Source organism: Terrimonas pollutisoli (genome assembly GCF_029360765.1).
Taxonomy (GTDB): domain Bacteria; phylum Bacteroidota; class Bacteroidia; order Chitinophagales; family Chitinophagaceae; genus Terrimonas_B; species Terrimonas_B pollutisoli.
The window spans coordinates 86534-108438 of sequence record NZ_JARKNA010000017.1 but is presented as its reverse complement, the minus strand read 5'-3'; the positions used below and the strand labels follow the sequence as shown (position 1 = coordinate 108438).

At 41.9% G+C, this 21905-nt stretch carries 23 protein-coding genes; 12 read left to right on the top strand and 11 right to left on the bottom strand.

Annotation, left to right across the window (positions count from 1 at the left end; all coding sequences use genetic code 11):
- The first annotated feature begins 92 nt into the window (after positions 1-92).
- From bshB1 to P2W73_RS21055, 8 genes are all read left to right on the top strand, one after another.
- On the top strand, positions 93-881 hold the full coding sequence (bshB1, locus tag P2W73_RS21090) for a bacillithiol biosynthesis deacetylase BshB1 (RefSeq protein WP_276504086.1): 789 nt from the start codon (positions 93-95) through the stop codon (positions 879-881).
- 147 nt (positions 882-1028) lie between these two features.
- Positions 1029-2123 carry a fatty acid desaturase family protein gene (locus tag P2W73_RS21085; RefSeq protein WP_276504085.1) on the top strand — a complete coding sequence of 365 codons (1095 nt, stop codon included), beginning with the start codon at positions 1029-1031 and terminating at the stop codon, positions 2121-2123.
- A gap of 145 nt (positions 2124-2268) precedes the next feature.
- Positions 2269-3150: a carbon-nitrogen hydrolase gene (locus P2W73_RS21080; RefSeq protein WP_276504084.1), complete on the top strand. Its 882-nt coding sequence runs from the start codon at positions 2269-2271 to the stop codon at positions 3148-3150.
- A gap of 55 nt (positions 3151-3205) precedes the next feature.
- A complete protein-coding gene (locus tag P2W73_RS21075; RefSeq protein WP_276504083.1) occupies positions 3206-4258 on the top strand; it encodes an agmatine deiminase family protein in 1053 nt (350 codons plus the stop codon).
- 97 nt (positions 4259-4355) lie between these two features.
- The gene (locus P2W73_RS21070) at positions 4356-5408 is read left to right on the top strand and encodes an agmatinase family protein (RefSeq protein ID WP_276504082.1); all 1053 of its coding nucleotides are present in this window, start codon (positions 4356-4358) and stop codon (positions 5406-5408) included.
- A gap of 15 nt (positions 5409-5423) precedes the next feature.
- Complete coding sequence (locus tag P2W73_RS21065) at positions 5424-5987, top strand: hypothetical protein (protein ID WP_276504081.1); 564 nt, start codon at positions 5424-5426, stop codon at positions 5985-5987.
- Positions 5988-6029: 42 nt separating this feature from the next.
- Positions 6030-7331 carry a radical SAM family protein gene (locus P2W73_RS21060; RefSeq protein WP_276504080.1) on the top strand — a complete coding sequence of 434 codons (1302 nt, stop codon included), beginning with the start codon at positions 6030-6032 and terminating at the stop codon, positions 7329-7331.
- A 117-nt stretch (positions 7332-7448) separates the two neighbouring features.
- Positions 7449-8795 (top strand): MATE family efflux transporter, encoded by a 1347-nt coding sequence (locus P2W73_RS21055; protein ID WP_276504079.1) that lies wholly within the window; start codon positions 7449-7451, stop codon positions 8793-8795.
- A gap of 241 nt (positions 8796-9036) precedes the next feature.
- Here the strand turns inward: P2W73_RS21055 and P2W73_RS21050 are convergent, their stop codons facing one another.
- On the bottom strand, positions 9037-9534 hold the full coding sequence (locus tag P2W73_RS21050; RefSeq protein ID WP_276504078.1) for a CHRD domain-containing protein: 498 nt from the start codon (positions 9532-9534) through the stop codon (positions 9037-9039).
- A gap of 420 nt (positions 9535-9954) precedes the next feature.
- Between P2W73_RS21050 and P2W73_RS21045 the strand changes: the two genes are divergently transcribed.
- From P2W73_RS21045 to P2W73_RS21035, 3 genes are all read left to right on the top strand, one after another.
- On the top strand, positions 9955-10848 hold the full coding sequence (locus P2W73_RS21045; protein ID WP_276504077.1) for a hypothetical protein: 894 nt from the start codon (positions 9955-9957) through the stop codon (positions 10846-10848).
- A 90-nt stretch (positions 10849-10938) separates the two neighbouring features.
- The gene (locus P2W73_RS21040; protein WP_276504076.1) at positions 10939-11460 is read left to right on the top strand and encodes an O-acetyl-ADP-ribose deacetylase; all 522 of its coding nucleotides are present in this window, start codon (positions 10939-10941) and stop codon (positions 11458-11460) included.
- Between the two features lie 218 nt (positions 11461-11678).
- Entirely contained in the window at positions 11679-12968 is a 1290-nt protein-coding gene (locus tag P2W73_RS21035) for a bifunctional folylpolyglutamate synthase/dihydrofolate synthase (RefSeq protein WP_276504075.1), read from the top strand.
- Positions 12969-12983: 15 nt separating this feature from the next.
- Here P2W73_RS21035 and P2W73_RS21030 read toward each other — a convergent pair whose 3' ends face one another.
- The 9 genes from P2W73_RS21030 to fbp all read right to left on the bottom strand — a co-directional run bounded on the left by P2W73_RS21030 (position 12984) and on the right by fbp (position 19028).
- A complete protein-coding gene (locus P2W73_RS21030) occupies positions 12984-13472 on the bottom strand; it encodes a GyrI-like domain-containing protein (RefSeq protein ID WP_276504074.1) in 489 nt (162 codons plus the stop codon).
- A gap of 60 nt (positions 13473-13532) precedes the next feature.
- Entirely contained in the window at positions 13533-14141 is a 609-nt protein-coding gene (locus tag P2W73_RS21025) for an HAD family hydrolase (protein WP_276504073.1), read from the bottom strand.
- 36 nt (positions 14142-14177) lie between these two features.
- On the bottom strand, positions 14178-14726 hold the full coding sequence (locus tag P2W73_RS21020; RefSeq protein ID WP_276504072.1) for an NUDIX hydrolase: 549 nt from the start codon (positions 14724-14726) through the stop codon (positions 14178-14180).
- A gap of 99 nt (positions 14727-14825) precedes the next feature.
- Positions 14826-15362 (bottom strand): YfiT family bacillithiol transferase, encoded by a 537-nt coding sequence (locus P2W73_RS21015; RefSeq protein WP_276504071.1) that lies wholly within the window; start codon positions 15360-15362, stop codon positions 14826-14828.
- A 9-nt stretch (positions 15363-15371) separates the two neighbouring features.
- Positions 15372-15809 carry a BamJ family beta-barrel-assembly machinery protein gene (bamJ, locus tag P2W73_RS21010; protein WP_276504070.1) on the bottom strand — a complete coding sequence of 146 codons (438 nt, stop codon included), beginning with the start codon at positions 15807-15809 and terminating at the stop codon, positions 15372-15374.
- A 167-nt stretch (positions 15810-15976) separates the two neighbouring features.
- Positions 15977-16741: an ABC transporter ATP-binding protein gene (locus P2W73_RS21005; RefSeq protein WP_276504069.1), complete on the bottom strand. Its 765-nt coding sequence runs from the start codon at positions 16739-16741 to the stop codon at positions 15977-15979.
- A gap of 163 nt (positions 16742-16904) precedes the next feature.
- On the bottom strand, positions 16905-17360 hold the full coding sequence (locus tag P2W73_RS21000) for a CAP domain-containing protein (protein ID WP_276504068.1): 456 nt from the start codon (positions 17358-17360) through the stop codon (positions 16905-16907).
- A 90-nt stretch (positions 17361-17450) separates the two neighbouring features.
- Positions 17451-17978: a GNAT family N-acetyltransferase gene (locus P2W73_RS20995; RefSeq protein ID WP_276504067.1), complete on the bottom strand. Its 528-nt coding sequence runs from the start codon at positions 17976-17978 to the stop codon at positions 17451-17453.
- Positions 17979-18014: 36 nt separating this feature from the next.
- Positions 18015-19028: a class 1 fructose-bisphosphatase gene (gene fbp / locus P2W73_RS20990; RefSeq protein WP_276504066.1), complete on the bottom strand. Its 1014-nt coding sequence runs from the start codon at positions 19026-19028 to the stop codon at positions 18015-18017.
- Between the two features lie 137 nt (positions 19029-19165).
- On the opposite strand from fbp, the gene P2W73_RS20985 reads away from it, so the two are divergent.
- Positions 19166-20428, top strand: a complete 1263-nt coding sequence (locus P2W73_RS20985) for an aspartate kinase (protein WP_276504065.1) — start codon at positions 19166-19168, stop codon at positions 20426-20428.
- 88 nt (positions 20429-20516) lie between these two features.
- On the opposite strand, the gene P2W73_RS20980 is transcribed toward P2W73_RS20985, so the two are convergent.
- Positions 20517-21692, bottom strand: a complete 1176-nt coding sequence (locus tag P2W73_RS20980) for a L,D-transpeptidase family protein (protein WP_276504064.1) — start codon at positions 21690-21692, stop codon at positions 20517-20519.
- Positions 21693-21905: the final 213 nt, after the last annotated feature.

Here is a 21905-nt window from a genome sequence, read left to right as displayed (position 1 = left end):
GGAAGCCTTACTTCCGTTTAAGAAATGTTTTGGTCCTGATACATTTCAAAATAATAAGTTTGTAAAATTTTTTATTTAATCTTTTTTGATTTATGACAGATATTTCCTTGCAGCGTTTTGAAAACACCCCTTTAGGGGCTGGAGGCAAACTAGATATTCTCGCTATTGGCGTTCACCCCGACGATGTAGAGTTGGGTTGTTCGGGTACATTAATCAATGAAATAAAGCTTGGAAAGAAAGTGGGTATTGTGGACCTCACGCAAGGTGAACTTGGTACCCGTGGCACTGTCGAATCCCGGTACCAGGAAGCGGCAGATGCCGCAATGCATATAGGTGCCACCGTTCGTGAAAATCTGAAAATGCGGGATGGCTTTTTTAAAAATGATGAAGAGCATCAGCTAAAGTTGATTCAGGTTATTCGTAAATATCAACCTGAGATCGTTATTGGAAATATCTTAAATGATCGCCATCCTGATCATGGGCGGGCAGGACATTTAATCAGCGATGCCTGTTTTCTATCCGGACTTGCCAAAATAGAAACCACCAACGAGAAAGGTGAAGCACAAGAAAAATGGCGTCCAAGATATTTTTTACAGTATATGCAGGACTGGTATCATGAGCCTGATTTACTCATCGACATCAGTGATGTGTTTGAGCAAAGAATGAAATCCATACAGGCTTATACAACACAATTTCATACAAGCAATACAACTGCTGAGGGACCACAGACCTACATTTCTACTCCCGATTTTCTCGATAGTGTGATTGCACGGGCAAGAATGCTTGGAAAAAGAATTGGCGTGAAATATGCGGAAGGGTTTATCACCGAAAAAAAGATCGGTATCAAAAACCTTGATTCACTAATCCAAAATGAAACATAAATTATACGCAATAAGTAATAAATAGAACTTAGGATTGATTGTAAGCTAGTTGTCATTATTATCCCCACATGTGCACTACTTCAATCTTTGTGAACGTTTTATGAACATCTTGAACTACTTTTGCAATCTTATTTCAAATTTCTCAACATGTCTAACCCAAAATTTCCAAAAATACCGGTCTCCTTTCATGGCGAGCTGAAAAAGCGGATCGCTGATTACTTTAAACAAGCCGGAAAACCAACTACTGGAAATTTCAAGCTATACTTTAAGGCGATACTCTTAGTGGTGAGCTTTATTTCAGTATATATACATCTTATTTTTTTTACACCTATCACCATATTGGCTATTACTGAATGCATCTTGTTAGGCTGCCTGACTGCAGCCATTGGCTTTAACGTGATGCATGACGGAGCTCATGGCAGTTTCAGTCCCTATAAATGGCTAAACAGTATGGCCTCTAATGCCGCCAACTTCCTGGGAGCGAGCCAGCATATGTGGAAAACAAAACATAATGTTATTCACCACACCTACACCAATATCCATGGTGTAGATGATGATATTGAAGCCCGTCCTTTATTACGCCTTTGTGATGAACAGGAACATTATAAGATTCACAAGTTTCAACATTTTTATTTCTGGGCCGCTTATTCGCTGCTTTATATCTATTGGGTTTTCGTTACGGACTATATAAAATATTTTAGCGGAAAAATCGGCTCAACTCCAATTAAAAAATTAACCCCGTCAGAACATTTTTACTTCTGGTTTTATAAAGCGGCACATGCATTCATCTTTGTCGCATTACCTATTTATGTATTAGGTTTCCTTCCATGGTTAATTGGATTTTTAACCATGGGCCTGGTGGCAGGTTTTATTTTAAGTATCGTTTTCCAGTTGGCACATACCGTTGAGCATACTCATTTCCCATTGCCCAACGAAGCTACTGGCAAAATGGAAGACGAATGGGCGCTGCATCAATTGAAAACAACCGCCAATTTTGCTACTAAAAATAAATTGGTAAGCTGGTTGGTTGGCGGTTTGAACTTCCAGGTAGAGCATCACCTGTTTCCAAAAATTTCACACGTTCACTACCCAGCCATCAGCAAGATCATCAAAAAGGCTTGCCAGGAACATGGCATCCAATACATCGAGTACAAGAGAGTTCGCACCGCAGTGGCATCTCACATCGCTTTCTTAAAAGCGATGGGTCAGCGTCCACAGCATGCACATGCACACATTCATTAAAATACATTTTCTATAGCGCCGCAGGATATTGTTTTTGTAAGCAATATCCTGTTTTCTTTTTATAAAGCTGGTTGCGATAAAGCTTAGCAATTTCTTAGTTACTGCTAACTCACTAAAACTTATTTTTGCACCTCAAATAATCACCATGTCAAAAGTAAAAGTTGGAATAGTTCAGATGAGCTGTAAGGCAGATAAGCAGGCCAACCTGGATAAAGCGATTGAAAAAGTGAAGGAAGCTGCTGCTAAAGGCGCACAGATCGTTTGCTTGCAGGAGTTGTTTACGTCACTTTATTTCTGTGACGTGGAGGATTATGAAAATTTCAAACTAGCCGAACCTATTCCCGGCCCTTCGACTGAGGCTTTAGCTAAAGTGGCCAAAGAAGCCGGCGTGGTGATCATCGCTTCTTTATTTGAAAAAAGAACACAGGGGCTTTACCACAACACCACGGCTGTACTGGATGCTGACGGTACCTATTTGGGTAAATATCGCAAAATGCACATCCCGGATGATCCGGCTTATTACGAAAAATTTTACTTTACTCCCGGCGACCTCGGGTATAAAGTTTTCAATACCAAATTTGCAAAAATCGGTGTGCTGATTTGCTGGGATCAATGGTACCCTGAAGCGTCACGCATAACCGCCCTGATGGGCGCCGAAATATTGTTTTATCCAACTGCTATTGGCTGGGCCACTTTACAGGACGAGGATACCAATACCGAACAATACAATGCCTGGCAAACCATTCAACGGAGCCATTCAGTCGCTAACGGTGTACATGTAGTAAGCGTAAACCGTGTAGGTTTTGAGCAGGACGGCGCCATGAAATTTTGGGGTGGCTCGTTTATATCGAACCCATTTGGTAGCATTATTTACAAAGCCTCCCACGAGGCAGAGGAGGTGCATGTTGAAGAATTGGATTTATCTAAAACCGACCGGTACAGAACGCATTGGCCTTTTTTAAGGGACCGCCGGATCGACAGCTACCAACAAATAACCAAACGATACATCGACGAAGAAACTATTTAATTTTTTTATAAAATTCGTTTATAGCTATTTATAAAGAATACTGAATCTTTTGCTTATGGTAGAGAATGGCATTGTACCTAAAGACCTGGGTTATTATTTTCCTGCTGAGTTTGCACCGCATATTGCTACCTGGTTGAGCTGGCCCCATAAAGAAGCCTCCTGGCCGGGAAAGATTGACAGCATCTACCCCTACTATGCACAGTTTATAAAAGAGCTTACAAAAGGAGAAATCGTTCGGATCAACGTGGCCGACGAGGCTATGAAAAAGTTCGCCTTGGGTTTCCTGGAAACAGCTGCCGTTGATTTAGCCAGGGTGGAGTTTTATTTTCATCCTACCAACGATGCATGGTGCCGTGATCATGGCCCCGCCTTTTTGATCAATCCTAAGGCCGCACAAAAGAAAGTGGTCGTTGACTGGGGTTATAATGCCTGGGGGGATAAATACCCTCCTTATGATCTCGACGACGTTATTCCTACCTTAATTGCAAAACATTTCAACTTACCCGTTTACCATCCCGGCATTGTCATGGAAGGCGGATCAGTGGAGTTTAACGGAGCCGGTACCATCCTGACTTCAACAGCCTGCTTGCTAAACCCTAACCGCAACCCACAACTTAACCAGGAAAAAATTGAAGAATTTCTCCGGAATTACTACGGTATTGAACAGGTTCTTTGGGTAGACGAAGGTATTGTTGGCGATGACACCGATGGTCATATTGACGATACAGTCCGGTTTGTAAATGAAGATACAGTGCTGACTGTCATTGAAAATAGAAAGGATGACGAGAATTATGATTTACTTAAAACAAACCTTCAGCAACTAAAAAAAATGCGTTTGCTGAATGGTAAGCAACTGAACATAGTTGAGCTGCCGATGCCTGATGCTGTCATTTGGGAAGATCAACGATTGCCTGCCTCTTACGCTAATTTTTATATCGCCAATAAGTCGGTTATTGTCCCCACTTTTCGCTGCGATGCGGATGATAAAGCCCTCCAAATTATCCAGCAATGTTTTCCCACCCGCAATGTGGTAGGTATTGACTCCACTGAAATCATTTGGGGGTTAGGCAGCTTTCACTGTCTGAGCCAGCAGGAGCCTGCAATTTAATCGGTCGCAATAAGGCTGGCCATGCGATTATTAACGCATAATTGCTATAACGTTTACCATGGAATTACTAACTTGCACCGCTTTTTAATGCTCTAAAATGGTAGATGTTTCTAATTTCGATCCGAACAGTGTCAGCAATCCCAACAACAATATTTTTGGACTACCTACTTCGGAAGACAATGCAAGGCTGATCATTGTTCCGGTACCGTGGGAAGTGACCGTAAGTTATGGAAGTGGCACGGCCCGTGCACCGGAATCTATTTGCAAAGCAAGCCTGCACGTAGACTTGTTTGATCCCGAAGTGCCGGAAGGCTGGAAGGAAGGATTTTATATCCGTCCCATTGACCGAAAACTTTTAATGAAAAGCGACTACCTCCGCAAGGAAGCCGAACTCTACATTGATTATATTTCCCGGGGCGATGATGTAAATGCCAACCAGTTTATGTGCAAGACTATGCGGGACGTAAATGAAGGTGGTAAGTTTTTGAACAATTGGGTGTATGAGCAAACCAAAGTATTGCTGGAGAAAAACAAGCTGGTAGGTGTTTTGGGTGGTGATCATAGCACTCCGCTGGGATATTTTAAAGCGATCGCTGAAAAATATCCAGACTACGGCATATTACAGATCGATGCACACTGCGACCTGCGGGAGGCTTATGAAGGTTTCAATTATTCGCATGCGAGCATCATGTACAACGCTTTGACAGAAATACCAGAGATCAGCAAGCTGGTTCAGGTTGGAGTAAGGGATTATGGTGGCGACGAATTGGATTATATCAGGAACAGCAACTCCAGGGTTATTCCCTATTTCGATAAAGAAATAAAAAACCGTCAGTTTGAGGGTGACACCTGGAAACATATTTCTGAAGAAATAGTGAGCAAGCTCCCCCAGCATGTTTATATCAGTTTTGATATCGATGGCCTCGACAGGAAACTCTGCCCGCATACCGGTACACCTGTGCCCGGTGGATTTGAAACAGAGGAGGTATTCTATTTATTCAGAAAAGTGATCGAAAGCGGCCGTAAAATTATTGGCTTCGACCTGGTCGAAGTTGGTGTCAGTGATAACGACTGGAATGCCAATGTGGGCGCCAGGGTATTGTTTAAGTTGTGCAACTTGTTGGTGGCTTGCAATGCACCAGCCGCTTAATGACCATCAAATCCAATGCAGCAATTTGAATTGTTTATACAAAATGAGAAAGCCGATACTTATAAAAAGCTAGCTTCATTTATCATCCTGCTTAATGTGGCGGTTTTTGCCATTCTTATTTATTATACTAATCAGTCTGGGACAGGGACAGGATCTATTACAGCCATTATCATCATCGCAGTATATTTTATTTTGAATAAAGTCTTACCTGCAAGTAAGAAACCCAGGTTTGAGTTTGAATCTTCGGCGCTTTTCATCATTAGCTTTACCTGGCTATTAATGATGTATTGGTGGCAGGCAGCTATCTTTTTTGTTCTGCTGTTTTTATACAAAATTTCTCAAAGGCCGCTGATAGTATCCGTTTCATCTACCGCGGTGATTTATCCATCTTTCCCCAAAAAAGAAATTACCTGGAATGAGTTAAATAATGTCGTTTTAAAAGACGATCTGTTGACCATCGATTTTAAAAACAATAAGATAATCCAGCAGCTCATTCAAAAAAAAGAACCTGCAGTAGATGAGCAGGAATTTAACGACTTTTGCAAAATGCAATTGAAGTCAGGAATGGCAGATATTTAGCTTCATTCCTGTTTTTGACTTTTCACTTTTCACTTTTAAGCTATGACTCTATCTCAATCCCCATATATTCTTTATTCTGACGGCAAGGGAAATATATTTGAAGACACTTCTTTATATGTTACCGGCCGTAGTGGTTGGGACGCATTACCCATTCCTGAAGATGAATGGATAGAATTGCCGGACGGGGGTTCTCTATATGAATTACCAGGCCGTAAAGGGATTGGTATTGATGTGGAAACCGGTGAAATGAGACTTTGTGATAAAGGATGGGCCGTTGCCGCTTTCATCCCTCCGGCTCACACGGGTTTTTATTTGGCTGCTTACGAAGCCGAGCCGGATGCGCCAACACTTCCCTTGTTTTGTTATACTGCTGCCGGCTGGCTCAATGATAAATTCTATGTTCCTGCTACCCGCATTGAACAGGATATGCGGCAGGATTGTGCAGGCTATGATCAGACAAAAGTAGAACAGGGAGTAAAAAAATTATTAAAGGCCTACCCGCATAACCGGCTGGTAGATCATTTGGCCAATAATTGTGCGTTGACCTACCACTGTCCTGCTGCAAGAAATTATTTTTTGGGCCGTTGGGAATGCCCGATTCCGGCATCGCCGGCGTGTAATGCCAATTGTGTTGGCTGCATATCACTGCAACCCGATGAAGAACCGATTGTTTCCACCCAGGACAGGCTTCGCTTCAAACCGACGCCGGAAGAAATTGTAGAATACACGGTTCCTCATCTTGAATCAGCCCCCTATCCTATCGTCAGTTTTGGCCAGGGTTGCGAAGGCGAACCGCTGTTGATGTGGGAAACCATACGTGATGCGATAATTGAAATAAGAAAACATACGTCAAAAGGAAGCATCAACATCAATACAAATGGTTCAAGGCCCGATGCTGTAAAAATTTTATGTGAAGCAGGTTTAGATTCAATCCGCGTCAGCACCAACTCAGCAAGGCGTGAAATCTATATGCCTTATTATCGTCCGAACAATTATGATTTTGAAGATATCGTTGAAAGCCTCAAAATTGTCAACTCCTATGGAGGCTGGACATCCATTAATTATTTTGTATTTCCCGGCATGACGGACAGTGTAGAGGAATACGAAGCACTCCGCAAACTGATCAAAAGCACAGGCCTTAAAATGATCCAATGGCGCAATTTTAATATTGACCCCGATTGGTATTTAGGCAAAATAGGCGTGTCAGACACCGGCGAATTCATGGGTGTAAAACAATTACAGGAATTGATCCGTGAAGAATTTCCTGATTTGAAATATGGTTATTTCAATCCGCCGATCGAAAGAATAAAGGGGCGGTTTGAAATGGACTTTGCACATCATTAGTCTGCTGTACTATATTATTTCCTTTGAACAAATCTGTCGTACTACCCCATTTGATAGTATAGCAGGCTCTCATCTTTCTTAACTTCGCATCTTTTTATTCTACCCATTATTGGTTGTATGCGTACGGAAGCAACAAAGACTATACGGTTGGCCTTACCCATTATCATTGGCGAATTGGCCCAAATGGCTTTGCATATCATCGATACGGCCATGGTTGGTGCTATCAGCTACAAACAATTGGCCGCTGCAGCGTTGGTGGTAAACGCCATGAATATTCCTTTTGTATTGGGCATTGGAATGACGATCTCTGTTTCACAAATGGTATCAATGGCACATGGACGAAGGGATAGTCAGTTGGTGTCGCACTATTTGTTTAATGGATTTATTCTTTGCGCTGTCACAGCTATTCTCATTTCTTTATTACTGGTTTTTGGCAGGAATATTTTACTGCACCTTGGCCAAGATCCTGAAGTAGTGCAGCTGGCATTGCCCTTTATGCAATTGATGGGCCTGTCTATTATACCCATGTTGTTGTTTATGACGCTTAAACAATTTACGGATGGCCTGGAGTATACACGAACAGCTATGCTCATTTCCTTATTGGGGATGCCGGTAAATATTTTTCTGAACTGGTTACTCATTTATGGAAACCTCGGGTTTCCACGCCTGGAATTAAATGGTGCAGGATGGTCCACATTGATCACCCGTTCGATCATGTTTATTGTACTTGGCCTTATTATATTAAAACACTCAACATTCCGCAGGTATATAGCAGTAAGCAGCCGGCAATGGAAACTCCGCAGCAAAACTTTAAAAGAATTGTTGCATATAGGCGTGCCCAGCAGTTTGCAGATTGGAATGGAAGCTGGTGCATTTGCAGTATCGGGAATTATCATTGGTACCATTGGTGCGGTGGCCCAGGCATCACATCAAATTGCTTTAAGCTGTGCCTCCTTTACATTTATGGTATCCATGGGACTTGCGCAGGCGGGATCCATCAGGGTCAGCAATGCATTTGGTACAGCCAATTGGCCAAAGATTGCGACCATCGGTAAAAGCACATTGCTCGTTGCATTGCTTTATGGTATTTTTTGCGGTATTGCTTTTACCGTATTTCGGTTTCAGCTGCCCGGTTTGTTTAATAAAAATGAATCGGTGCTCCAATTGGCCGCACTATTGGTTTTATTTGCGGGTATTTTTCAAATATCAGATAGCACACAGGCAATAGGCGCCGGGCTGTTGCGGGGCATTAAAGATGTAAAATTTCCCACCCTATTAATTGGAATAGCTTATTGGGTAGTGGGTCTTCCACTGGGATATTTAATGGCATTTTATTTCAATATGGGCCCATCCGGTATTTGGGTGGGGCTAATCACTGGTCTTACCCTTGCTTCCATTTTTTTGATCAGCCGCTTCCTGAAAATGGCAAAGATGAATCGTGATAAAGTAGGTATCGAAAAATAATCATTTGTAAAACGATAAGACCTGGCATTAAAAAATACCAGGTCCTTTTTAATTCTAACATCCCGTAGGGATGACTCGTGGGTAAAACTCAATGTGAACAAGCACGATGCGTCCCTATCGGGACGCTGGGTGCAAACCTCTCACAATAGCTACCCACGATTTATCCCTAGCGGGACAATTATAGCATTTAATACCATTAAAAAACTCCGAAACTCACATTAACTACACCCTTTTTAAAAAACTACCTGTTTTGTTGCACTGCAATTTGTCCGCGAATTTCTCCATCGGGATGCGCAGCCGTATGAATATTATAATACACTTGTCCTGCTAATAATGCGGCATGCAAGGCAGACGTTGCTGTAATGGTATCTGTAGCTGTACCTGCCGTACCATTTGCTGTGATGGTCAATGTTTCAATAGGTGAAGCAATAGCTCCGGCCAGTGCCGGTCCATGAAAATGCGCCATGGTGGCCTCACCCGATAAACCTGTCCACGTAACAGTGTAGATTAAAGACTTTGAAGTCGTATCATACGAACCGGATAAGTTACCCGTTGCACTGGTTGTTACAGCCGGAACTTCTTGTGATCCTGCTGCCGCACCGGAAATAGAGTATTTAGCACTCTTGGGTGTGCTGTCACTTTCTTCTTTATCACATGAACTGAATGCTACTAAACTTAAAAACGCAAGGCCGGCAAGCGAACCAAATAACCTTTGTTTTCCATAGTGTTTGTTTTGCATAGTTTACCATTTTTAGTTAAATAAAAATTTATAGCGTTAGTTCAAAAACACTACCAGCAGGCACGGATGTGGAAAACAAGTAAAGCAACTGGGCTTTCAAACAGGTGAATTAAAAATGATTCCTGTCCTATTCACCTGAATTACAGCCAGGCAGTCAAAATGTTAACCAAATCCAAAAAAGATGGTATGCAAAAGACTTCATATTTTTTTTATAAGCTATATGGTGCCTGTGTGGCAAATACGCCAGCTTGATAGTATGATAAGCAACAAATTTTTGTTCTTCTCACGCCGTAACAATACTGTTTAAAAATTAACATTTCAAACCACACCGCTTATGCAAGTTGCATAACCTTTGCATCGTTAATACACAGGTGTGAAGAAGTATCGTTTCATCCTGCATTTATCAAAACGTAGATTTGTATGAATAACGCTTACGCTATGTCTGCATCCTTTGAAGCCAGGAAAAATACACAGGCGACAATGATCACTGCGGGTTTTGCCGCCTTATTGTTGCTGCTGATGTTTTTTTGGACCTGGACGATTCCTGTTATTATCCCCCCTCCGCCCGATGAAGGTGTAATGGTAGAACTTAACCTGCCGGAAGAACCGCCTGTTGAAATTCCCAAAGCTGGCGGCGGCGGTGGTGGCGGTAATCCGGTTCAGGCTATTGGAGAAAGAGGCACTGCTTCGGCTCCGCCGCAGCCCGGTACACAGGATGATGCGAAGGATATTGTTGAAGATGAAACAGAGAAAACAAGTCCCCCGATTTTAAGACCTGACAATCCCAAACCCACAGCAACAAAGATCAACGAAAATAAATCGGTAGCGAAAGTAGAGCCCAAGCCAGACCCATTGCCCCCAGCCCCACAAAAACCAAAAGCGGTCCTGGGTAAAACAACAGGTGGAAATGGAACCGGTGGTGGTGCTGCAGAAAATTACGACAGAGCCGGAGGAAGTGGTACAGGAAGCGGTGTCGGAAATGGAAGTGGTTCTGGTGGGGGAAGCGGTACAGGCTCTGGCGGTGGTCATGGTTCAGGAACCGGAACCGGCGTTGGCCCACGGGTAACAAGTGGTGATCGGCGAATTGTTGGAAGCTATGCTTTCCAGGGTGATTTGGATAAGGCCACAGTATATGCGTTTGTAAAAGTTTCGCCTGATGGCGTCGGTGAGTTTGTTGGGATTGCAAAAGGATCTACCGCGTCTAACTCAGCCTATAAAAATGCTATTGTTCAATACCTGCGCAATATGCGTTTCAATAAATCAGATCATGAATCCATGGTAACCGTGCAGTTCAACTTCAGGGTGAATGGGTAATATTTTTTAGTTCGACTTTTTCGATTCTGGTAATGCCGCATCGTTCAGATGGGGCATTATTGTTTTTGTCCTTTCACTAATTTTGTTTGTATGGAAAACATCCAGGTGCTGCAAACAGATATCACCCGCTTTGAAGTGGATGCTATTGTAAACGCAGCCAATTCATCATTGATGGGTGGCGGTGGCGTGGATGGCGCTATTCACCGTGCCGGAGGGCCGGCGATATTACAAGAATGCCGGAAGATCGTGGCAAAACAAGGTGGTTGTAAAACCGGTGAGGCCGTCATTACAACAGCGGGTAATATGCCGGCCAAATTTGTGATACACACTGTTGGCCCTGTCTGGCATAATGGAACGAACAACGAAGCAAAAAAACTTGCTGCTTGTTATCATAGCAGTTTAAAGCTTGCTGTTGAAAATAATATCAGGAGTATCGCTTTTCCCAATATTAGTACGGGCATCTATGGATATCCAAAAGAGGAAGCTGCAAGTATCGCTATCAGATCGGTAAAGGAATTTCTTGCAAAGAACAACTCACCAGAAAAAGTATATTTTGTTTGTTTTGACACGGAAAATTTTTTGATCTATCAATCGATTATCGAATCACTTTAACTTACGCTTTGAAAAATTCTTTGTACTTCCTAAAATGGCCTTTGATACTTCTGCTTGTTGGATTTCTCCTAAGAGTTATCGGCGCCATGACAAAAATATTACATTGGCAAGGTGCTGAGCGATTATTAATCATAGCCACGGTTATAATGGCTTCATCTATTTTATGGCTTATAATTAAATTAGCTTTGCTCAAAAGACAAAACATCTAATTTTCCGGGATGAATTACCAACAAACCGTTCACTTCCTTTTTTCCCGATTGCCGCTTTATAGTCGCATTGGAGCCGCTGCATACAAAGCCGATCTTGATAATACACTCAAACTCTGTGCATCATTAGATAATCCTCATACAAAATTTAAATCGGTACATGTAGCCGGCACAAATGGCAAAGGATCGGTGAGCCATATGCTGGCCGCTATCTTTCAAACGGCAGGTTATAAAACAGGGCTATACACTTCCCCACACCTGAAAGACTTCCGGGAAAGAATAAGGGTGAACGGTGAAATGATTAGCGAAGAATTTGTTGTTGACTTTACCAAAAAAATCACTCCATTAATCGATGAGTTAGAGCCGAGCTTTTTTGAGATCACAGTAGCTATGGCCTTCGACTATTTTGTACAGGAAAAATGTGATATAGCGATCGTTGAAACGGGACTTGGAGGAAGGCTGGACAGTACTAATATTGTCACACCCGAATTGTCGGTAATTACCAATATCGGCTGGGATCATATGAATATTTTGGGCGATAGCCTGGAAAAAATTGCCACAGAAAAAGCAGGCATCATCAAGCAGGAAATACCGGTAGTTATCGGCGAAGTGCTAAAAGAAACCAGGCCGGTGTTTGAAAAAATAACAGCTGAAAAAAATGCTCCTCTTTCTATCGCCTCACACAAAAGGCAAGCACTTGGATGGAAATGGGAAAAACATGAGCTGGTGGTAGAAATAGCCGAGGACCATAAAACAGATCATAAAGTTTATCGCCTGGATCTTCCGGGATTGTATCAAACAAAAAATATAGTAACCGTATTAGAAGCCTGTTACCAATTGCAACAAAAAGGATGGAAACTAAATGATACCATTATACACAAAGCATTACAGCAAACAAAGAAGCTAACGGGCTTGCATGGCCGCTGGGATATCATTCATGAACATCCGCTTGTTGTGCTTGACGTTGGGCATAACGAAGATGGCATTCAACAAATATTGAAACAGGTTGAACTTACCGATCACCACCGGCTTCATCTTATATTGGGAATGGTGAATGACAAAGAGATTGATAAAGTGTTGCAGTTACTTCCTGATACCGCTGCTTATTACTTCACAAAAGCAAATATTCCCCGTGCGTTAAATGCAGACAGTCTAAAGCAAAGAGCAGCAGATAAAGGACTAAAAGGCGAAACCTATCCTAATGTGAATGTGGCATTGAAAGCAGCAAAAGACAAGGCGGCTAAAAATGATTTGATTATCGTTTGCGGTAGTGTGTTCTTGGTAGCAGAAGTGGAACGTTAATAATAATCCGACGGATTATTCATGATCGTTTTTTAGTTTTACGGGTATCCAAATTTTTTCTTCTGAATCCGGGTGCTGGTTTTTATATTTTTCACCCAAAATTTCAAAATGTGGTCTGTCATCCAGTAGGTATCCCGAAGCGGGAAACCATGTTTGAAAAATGTATTGAAAGATGCTGTTGTCATCACTTGAACCTTTATAGTCGAAGACCGCATAAAGCCCGTTGGCCAATGTAAAAGTTTCGAAATGGTCAGGGATGTTATCAAAGCCCGGCACTTCTACCACTGCCCATTTTTCAAATTCTGTAGCAGGATCAAAGTGATCAAAATAACCCGGCTTGTAGATTTGCATGGAAATAACTTCTGTTGTCAGGTTATTCGTTATCTTCCTTCTTTCCGGCATGAAACTTTTCCAAAGTTCACCTGTTCTGTTGTTGATAAAGCTCATTGTTAACCGCCTGCCGGCTAACTTCCTTTCGCCACAGGTTTCTATTCTTGGGATCATCTTGAAAATTTATCTATCGTTCTGCTTATTATCAACTACACATTTTGTAGAATGTTAATTTTATAGCCCCAAATCCAAAATAGTTTTACCATTTGCCAGGTGAAGGCCTTTTAGCCCAGCTCTTTCTGCGCCTTCTACATTTGCAGCGGAGTCATCAATAAATAATGTCTCATCCGCGATCAAAGCATTTTCATCAATGATCAATTTGTAAGCGGCTGTTTCCGGTTTATGTATCCGGATAATATGCGAGTAATAGGCTTTGTCAAACAGATCATCCAGCGATCCACCGAACTCCTGGTTAAACATTTCATGGAACCGCACATGGTGCAATGCACTCGTATTGCTCAGCAGGAACAACCGGTATTTGTTTTTTAACCCTTTGAGAAAATTGATCCGCTCAGGCGGAAAATCCAGAAGTAATGCATTCCAGGCGTCAACAACTATTTCAGGGGCCACTTGTATGCCTGCCATCTTTTGAATAGAGTCAATAAACTGGGTATCGCTGATCGCTCCAACTTCATAAGACTTAAAAAAAGAGTCTATGTGACCCATTCTGAAAACTTCTTGAATGTTCTTTACACCTAAAGAAGTAAAAGCATCCTGTGTTTTGCGAAGGTCAATATTCAGGATAACGCCGCCCAGGTCGAAGATGATATTCTTGATTGCCATAAAATAAAAATCAATACTTGTTTTAATAACAAAAAATCAAAACTTTAATTCGCCCATTCTCTCCAGTGCATATAAAATACAGGTAGCATGCATGGCCTGCACAATTTTATTTTCCTTCATCAGTTGCTTTAACTCGGCGATTGTTACCAGGTCAATTTCGATCTCTTCATTATGATCCAGTTCCTGTGAAGCTACCAGCTTGCCGCCCCTGGCCAGGAACATATGCATCAGGTTATTATTGGTAGAAGGATTTGCAGAAATTTTACCCAGGTACTCATAGGAAGAAAAGGAATAACCTGTTTCTTCCAGCAATTCCCGTTTAATGGCGTCTTCCAGCGATGCATCAGTATCATCGACACAGCCGCCGGGTATTTCGATACAAGTCTCACCAAGTGCATGCCGGTATTGACGCTCTAAAACGACTTTGCCTTCTTCTGTTATAGCCAAAGCGGTAACCCAGGTAGGAAACTCATACACGTAATAGGGATCAACAATCTTACCCTGTGGAGTCAAACATTTGTCTTTTCTTACTTTGAACCAAAGATCATTAAAGAGATATTGAGAAGAGAGAATTTTCCAATTCATGAAATCAACTTTAATTTGCTCCCGATATCAGGATGGCAATTTACAATTAGTTAACCCTCGACTGCACACTTCGACAAGCTCGGTGCTAACTATCAACCTCTACCAATTCATATGTTCCCTTAGCGACGTAATATGCGCCACGTGATGCTTACCATGCCAGGCATACATTCCCAGCAGGTACCATAAGCGTAATGTTTTTTTATGCTCCGGGTGAAATACAGTGCGGTTGTTCCATTCATCATCCTTTACATACTTTAACGACTCATACCAACGTGTATGCAAAGCATGTAACAGTGTGATAGAAATATTGATGGGCAGTTTCTGAACATCATTCATTTCTGCCCACATTTTTTCTTCGTAGGTCTTGATAGTTGGATTGTCTTCAGTCAGGGCGAGTTTAAACCGGCAATAGGCATTGATATGACTATCGGCAACATGATGCACCAACTGGTGAACCGTCCAGCCACCTTCACGATAAGGAGTTTGCAACTGATCTTCATCAAGATTAAGAATAGCGTTCTCCAACGCAAGCGGCAGAAATTTTATATCCGCCAGCCACTCCACTTTTTTTTCGATGGAAAAAGGCTGCGCCTCATACTTTCCAATTGGATAACGCGGATCTACAATTGTAGGCATAACCGTATCTTATTTTAAAATTTGTAACAATTCTACTTCAAAAAGCAGTGTTGCGCCACCAGGAATATCACCGCCTGCTCCCCTGTCACCATAGGCAAGATCAGATGGTATCCATAATCGCCAATGGCTTCCTTCTTTCATCAGCGGAATAGCAATCTGCCACCCACGAATTAATGAACGCAACGGCGCAGAAAAGGGTTGATTTCTTTTAAATGAACTGTCAAACTCTTTTCCATCGAGCAGGGCACCCCTGTAATGCGCTTTGATCTTATCATTGATCGTCGGCTGAGCGCCACTTCCCTCTTTCAACACTTCGTACTGGATGCCTTCGGGCAGGCTAACCACGCCGGGTTTTGTTTTATTGGCTTCCAAAAAATCTGCACCCGCTTTTTTCTGTGCTTCAATTTTATTACTCATAAATTCTTTTAGTTTATTTTGAATACTCATAAACCCCAACCCCTAAAGGGCTTTTAGACTCCGGATCTCGAAGTTTCCATTTTTTCATTTAAAGATTCTACGGCCGGAGATGTTAAAAAATTATCTTTCTTTTCTAAAGGACTATTTGTTTGAATAAACCTCTTCGACCTAAGTTCCCCCTTTAGGGGGACAGGGGGTTATTCCTCCCTCAAAGCATGTCCCGTCAAACTGATGAACACATCTTCCATGTTTGCCTTCTTCACTTCTTTCGGTCTTTCAAATCCGGAGGCAACGAGTTTATCGATCATGGCATCAGGTGAATCCAATGCAATGATCTGTCCAGCATCAATAATGGCAATGCGGTCACAAAGATATTCTGCCTCATCCATGTAATGGGTAGTAATAATTACGGTTGTACCGCGATCCCTTATGCTTTTGATCAGCTCCCATAAACTCCTTCTCGCCTGCGGATCAAGACCCGTTGTAGGTTCATCCAAAAAAATTATTCTTGGTTGATTGATCAATGTAGTGGCAACGGAAAAACGTTGCTTTTGCCCCCCACTCAATTCTTTAAATTTTGCTTTGGCTTTCTCCCTGAGGTTTACCATTTCCAGTAGTTCCATCGGTGCTACATCCTGGTTGTATAAACCACAAAAAAGTTCGATCAGCTGAAGCAGGTTGAGCCCAGGATAGTAACCGCTGCTTTGCAACTGCACGCCAATTATTTTTTTGATTTCCCCGGGGTCCTTGTCAAGATTATAACCATCCACCATTACTTCGCCGCTTGTTTTCTCCCGTAAGGTTTCGATGATTTCCAGTGTAGTGGACTTGCCAGCACCATTTGGCCCGAGCAGACCGAATATCTCTCCTTCCTTTACTTCAAAAGAAATCCCTTTTACCGCCTGGAAATTGCCGTAGTTTTTAACAAGGTTCCTGACGGCAATGATTGTTTTTTTCTCCATCGGGCAGCAATTTACGTGTTTCACGCAAAGCCGCAAAGGAGCAGCGTCGCCAAGGTGCATTATCCTGATCTGATCAAAGCAGGTGATGTTAAGCTCCTGCTTTAAAGCTGGAAGAATGTAACAAAAGATAAATCCGGATGAAGTAGTATTACAGATTAGGTTATCAGCCGCCAAATACCTGGGTGTAAAAGATTTGGCCCCGCCTGTTTTTGGCAACGCCGATGCCGATGTATTTATAGCGGCCCAGCATATTTTTACGATGGCCGGTTGAGCTTTTCCACATATTCACCACTTCTTTGCCTGTGTCCGCTCCATAGGCAACATTTTCGGCAAAACTGTGTATGGATTTAACTCTTCTTGTGGCTTCTGCATTTCTCTTTGAAAAACCGCCATGGCCAAATCCAACACGTCCTTTAGCCATGTTTTCACTATGTTTTTGGGCAATAGCATTCAGCTCTTCATTCATGATCAATTCCGGCAAACCTTTTGATCTTCTGAACTTATTGGTTTGTTTTAGCACATCGTCGACCAAACTGGCATTCGTGACAGGTGTAAAAGAGATGAGGCTGATAAATAAAGTAACTAGAGTAAGCGTACTTAATAAGAACGTTCGTTTCATCAGGTGGATATTTTTCAAATATAAAAACAAGTTTTATACCAATATCATAAACGAAAAAAAAGCCGCTGGAGTTTGTGTGTTAAAAAAGATTTATAAAACCAATTCCATCTTTATATCCGCAGTTTCAAATGGTGAATCTTCTACAGCAACATAGTAAAACCCGTATTTTTCATACAGTTTTAAAGCTGTTTTTAATTGGTGATTGGAAAATAAAATAAGTTTTTTGGCTTTTAGGTCTTTTGCTTTTGCCAGGCAGGTTTCTATTAGCATCTTACTGATACCCCTGCCACGGTAATCGCCGGCCACAGTCATTTTTGCCAATTCATATTCGCCTTCGTGTTCTTTCATTAATGCGGCAGAACCAACAATTTTATCACCGTCTTTTGCCAGCCAGATATATCCTCCTCTTTCCAATATGGTCGATCGGGGATCATCCAACACCATCAGGTCATGCGATTCGGTAAGATTGTATTTATCCAGCCATTCGACATTAAGGTCTTTAAAAGCCGGTTGGTAGTGATCGGCGTATTCAATGATTTCGATTGTTTGGTTATTTGTCTGATGAAGATTTAATTCCATTTTTATATTGGTGCGGGTATAGTGTGAATGTTGCTCCAAATTTATTTCAACAAATCCATACCGGAATCGGTAAAATCAGCTGCCGCTTAAACAGCCTTCCAACTCTTCCATCATAGTCCTGCTGCCAATAAACATAGGCGATCGCTGATGCAGTTCGGTGGGCTGTATATCCAATATTCTTTCCTTGCCGTTGGTAGCTTTACCTCCTGCTACCTCAACAATAAATGCAAAAGGGTTGCACTCATACATCAGCCGGAGTTTTCCTTTTGGTTTATCTGTAGTTCCCGGATACATAAAGATGCCACCCTTAATCAGGTTACGATGTACATCGGAGACCATGCTGCCTATATAACGTTGCGTATAAGGGCCGCCATTTGACTTATCTTTTTTCTGACAAATGTCAATGTAGCGCTGCACGCCCTTTTCATAGCGGAAAAAGTTGCCGTGATTGACCGAATAGATATTGCCTGCCGGCGGACATTTTATATCAGGATGACTTAGTGTAAATTCTCCAATGGAAGGGTCCAGCGTAAATCCATTAACTCCTCTCCTCGTTGCGTATACAAGCATTGTGGATGAGCCGTAAACGATATACCCTGCAGCCACCTGCTGCGTGCCCTTTTGTAAGAAATCTTCCCTAGAGGCGATCTCCCCCTGTTTTGTTACTCGTCTGTAAACACCAAAAATAGTTCCTATCGAAACATTCACATCAATATTACCACTACCATCCAGCGGATCAAAAAGACAAACATATTTTGAGTTCTTACTTACTGAATCATCAAAGGCTACATAATCATCCAGCTCTTCACTGGCAATGCCGGCGCAACTGATACCGTGTTGTAACACACCTGTGAATTGATCGTTGGCAAACACGTCCAGTTTTTTTACATCTTCGCCCTGCACATTCACACTGCCGGCATCGCCCAAAATATCTACCAGCCCTGCTTTGTTTACTTCTACATTCACCCGTTTAGCTGCCAGCCCAAGATCACGCAAAAGGCTACTCAATTCACCGGTAGCATTGGGGATGTGACGGAGTTGCTGGATCGTAAATTCATCTAATGTGAGGATCTTCCTGTTAAAATTCATAGCGGCTTTTTGTAATACTAACAAATGTAAGGGTAAACTTCAAACGATGAAACGGATGTGTTTGAAAGACATCAAAAAAAGGAAATAGTTTTTAACGACATTTGCAAACTTCTTTACTACAAATCTTAATACGATTCATGAAGATCTTCAAATTTGGCGGAGCATCAGTAAATAGTGTTGACCGGATCAAAAGCGTTGGTGAAATATTGAAACAATATTCCGACGAAAAACTCCTCGTGGTTATTTCTGCTATGGGCAAAACCACCAATGCGCTGGAAAAGGTGGTACAGGCTTTTTTTGAGGGCAACAAGGAAGAGGCATTGCAGTTATTTGAGCAGGTAAAGCAACAGCATACAACAACAGCTAATTATTTATTGGTTACTAATGCCCTCGCCTGCGAACAACAATTAAAAGATTTTTTTACGGAAGTTGAATGGATGCTGCATGACAAGCCCGTTCGTGAATACGATTATTACTATGACCAGGTTGTTTGTGTCGGAGAACTTTTATCCACTGCTATCGTAAGTCACTACCTGAATGAGACAGGTGTTCCTAACAAGTGGATGGATGTAAGAGATATTATCCGAACCGATGATAATTTCCGTGACGCCAATATCGATTGGGAATTTACCAGCAATAAAGTCCGTGAATTCATTTTACCTGAATTAAACAATCCTACCATTGTTCTGACACAAGGATTCATCGGCGCTACTGACGAAAATGAAAGTACTACACTTGGCCGCGAAGGAAGTGATTATACAGCCGCCGTTTTTGCGAGTATGCTGGATGCGGAAAGTCAAACCATCTGGAAAGATGTGGAGAGTGTCATGAATGCTGATCCTAAAAAATTTCCTGAGGCGCAACCTATCCACGAGCTAAATTATGATGAGGTGATAGAAATGGCTTATTACGGAGCACAGGTCATTCACCCCAAAACTATTAAGCCACTCGAAAATAAAGGCATCCCTCTCTATGTAAAATGTTTTCTGAATCCTTCGCTGGAGGGAACTATCATACACAAACAATCATTGAAACACCTGCCACCTATTATTGTCTTAAAGGAAAAGCAGGTAATGCTGCAATTGAATTCAAAAGATTTCTCTTTCGTGGGAGAGCATCACGTCGGACATCTGTATCATCTCTTCGAAAATTTAAAATTAAAACCAAACCTCACACAAAATGGTGCTATCAGCTTTGTATGTGTCCTAGACGACCAGCGAGAAAAAATAGAAAAGCTGGCATTGGGTGCCTCGGAAATTTTCGATGTGCAGGTAACAAAAGACTTGTCGCTGCTCACTATCCGTCATTATACCGGCGATTATTTTGAAAAATTAACGAATGGGAAAACAATTTTGCTGCGTCAGCAAACACCTGAAACAATACAGGCGTTGTTGCAATAATTTTAGTAAATGGGAATGGCGAGTGGGGAGTAGGATTTCACTTTTCACTATTCACTTCTCCCTTTTATCCTGAGCCTGATGAAGTGCACTATTCCGCTCCCACCGTAATCGTCTGGATCATTTTTTTGGGCACCGGCTTATCGTGTAAAATGGCGGGTTTCCATACAGGCATTTTTTCCATGCGCCTGATCAATTCATCGTTAAAGTCGTCGTCGCTCATTCCCTTCAACACTTTGAAGTTGGTAGGCGTTCCATCCTTATCAACAATGAATTCAACCTGGACATAAGCCTTGGTGATTCCCTCCGGCAAAACCGGCAGCATTTCAGCTCCAAGGTTTTCAAGGTATTTCATGAACGCATCACCACCACCGGGAAATTGAGGCCATTCGTGTACCGCTTCCACCAATCCTGTGATATTTCTTGTGCGATGAGTTACAGGAGTTCTTTTAGCTTTAGGCTCGTTTACTTTTTTGACCGGCGCTCCGTTGATTGTGTATTCACCCTTCTCATTTATCAACACAACAGGAAGCTGTTTGTATTTTTCAAAATAGTTAAATGCCTCTTCCAGCCTTGCAGCAAATCTTTTCAGGTAGTTATCATCCTTTGTCAAATTTTCCAGGTAGCGAACACTCCTGGCAACATTATAGCGAATCGGGAAAATATGTACCGGTATATAATCCTGCCCCTGGTTCTTGGCATGTGCCGCAAGGATATACAATTCATCAATCTGCTGATCAGTAACAGGAATACAGCCCACTGTTACACAACTGCCATGGATATAAATAGCACTGCCGGGGCGTAGGGAGTCACTTAAAATTTTATCGGAAACATTTGGATAATTAATACCCAACGAAAGATAATATTGGCTGCGGGGATTGAATTCGTTGATATAATAAAATCCTTCCGGCACCTGGTAGTCTCCTTCCAATCTTTTTGGCCCGAGTGTTCCTGCCAGTGCACAAACTTTATAGGTTTTAAAAAGTTTAAATGGATCTTTCAGTTCGTCTTTCACCCATACTTCTAATTGGCTGTCATATTTGAAAGAGCGGATATAAACGTATTTGGCGGGCCATACCAATTTTTTTGCTTCAAACTGCTTTTGCAGCGTATCTTCTTTACGCCTGAATGATTCGTCAGGACGGGGAAATGTTTTTTGATAGTCGATGAAGTTGGTATAAGAAGTACCACTGCGATAGGAAGGTTGTGCCGTGGCTACGGCTACAAAAAAAATCAAACAAAAAAATGTATGCACAAGGTTTTTCATATTCTTCCTTATACTTTAACGATCTTAAAACTTGTTTATTTCCCGCAGCAGATAGTGTTGTAAAGATAAGGGGCAAAAAAAGAAGTCAGAAACCGGAGTTGTTAAGACATCTGGATAAATGTTAACAACTACTGTCCGGCTTCTGACCCGATTTATACTTCGTAATTTCTGAACCAGTCTGGCGGTTTAAATTTCCGGCTTCCGGCCTCCTAA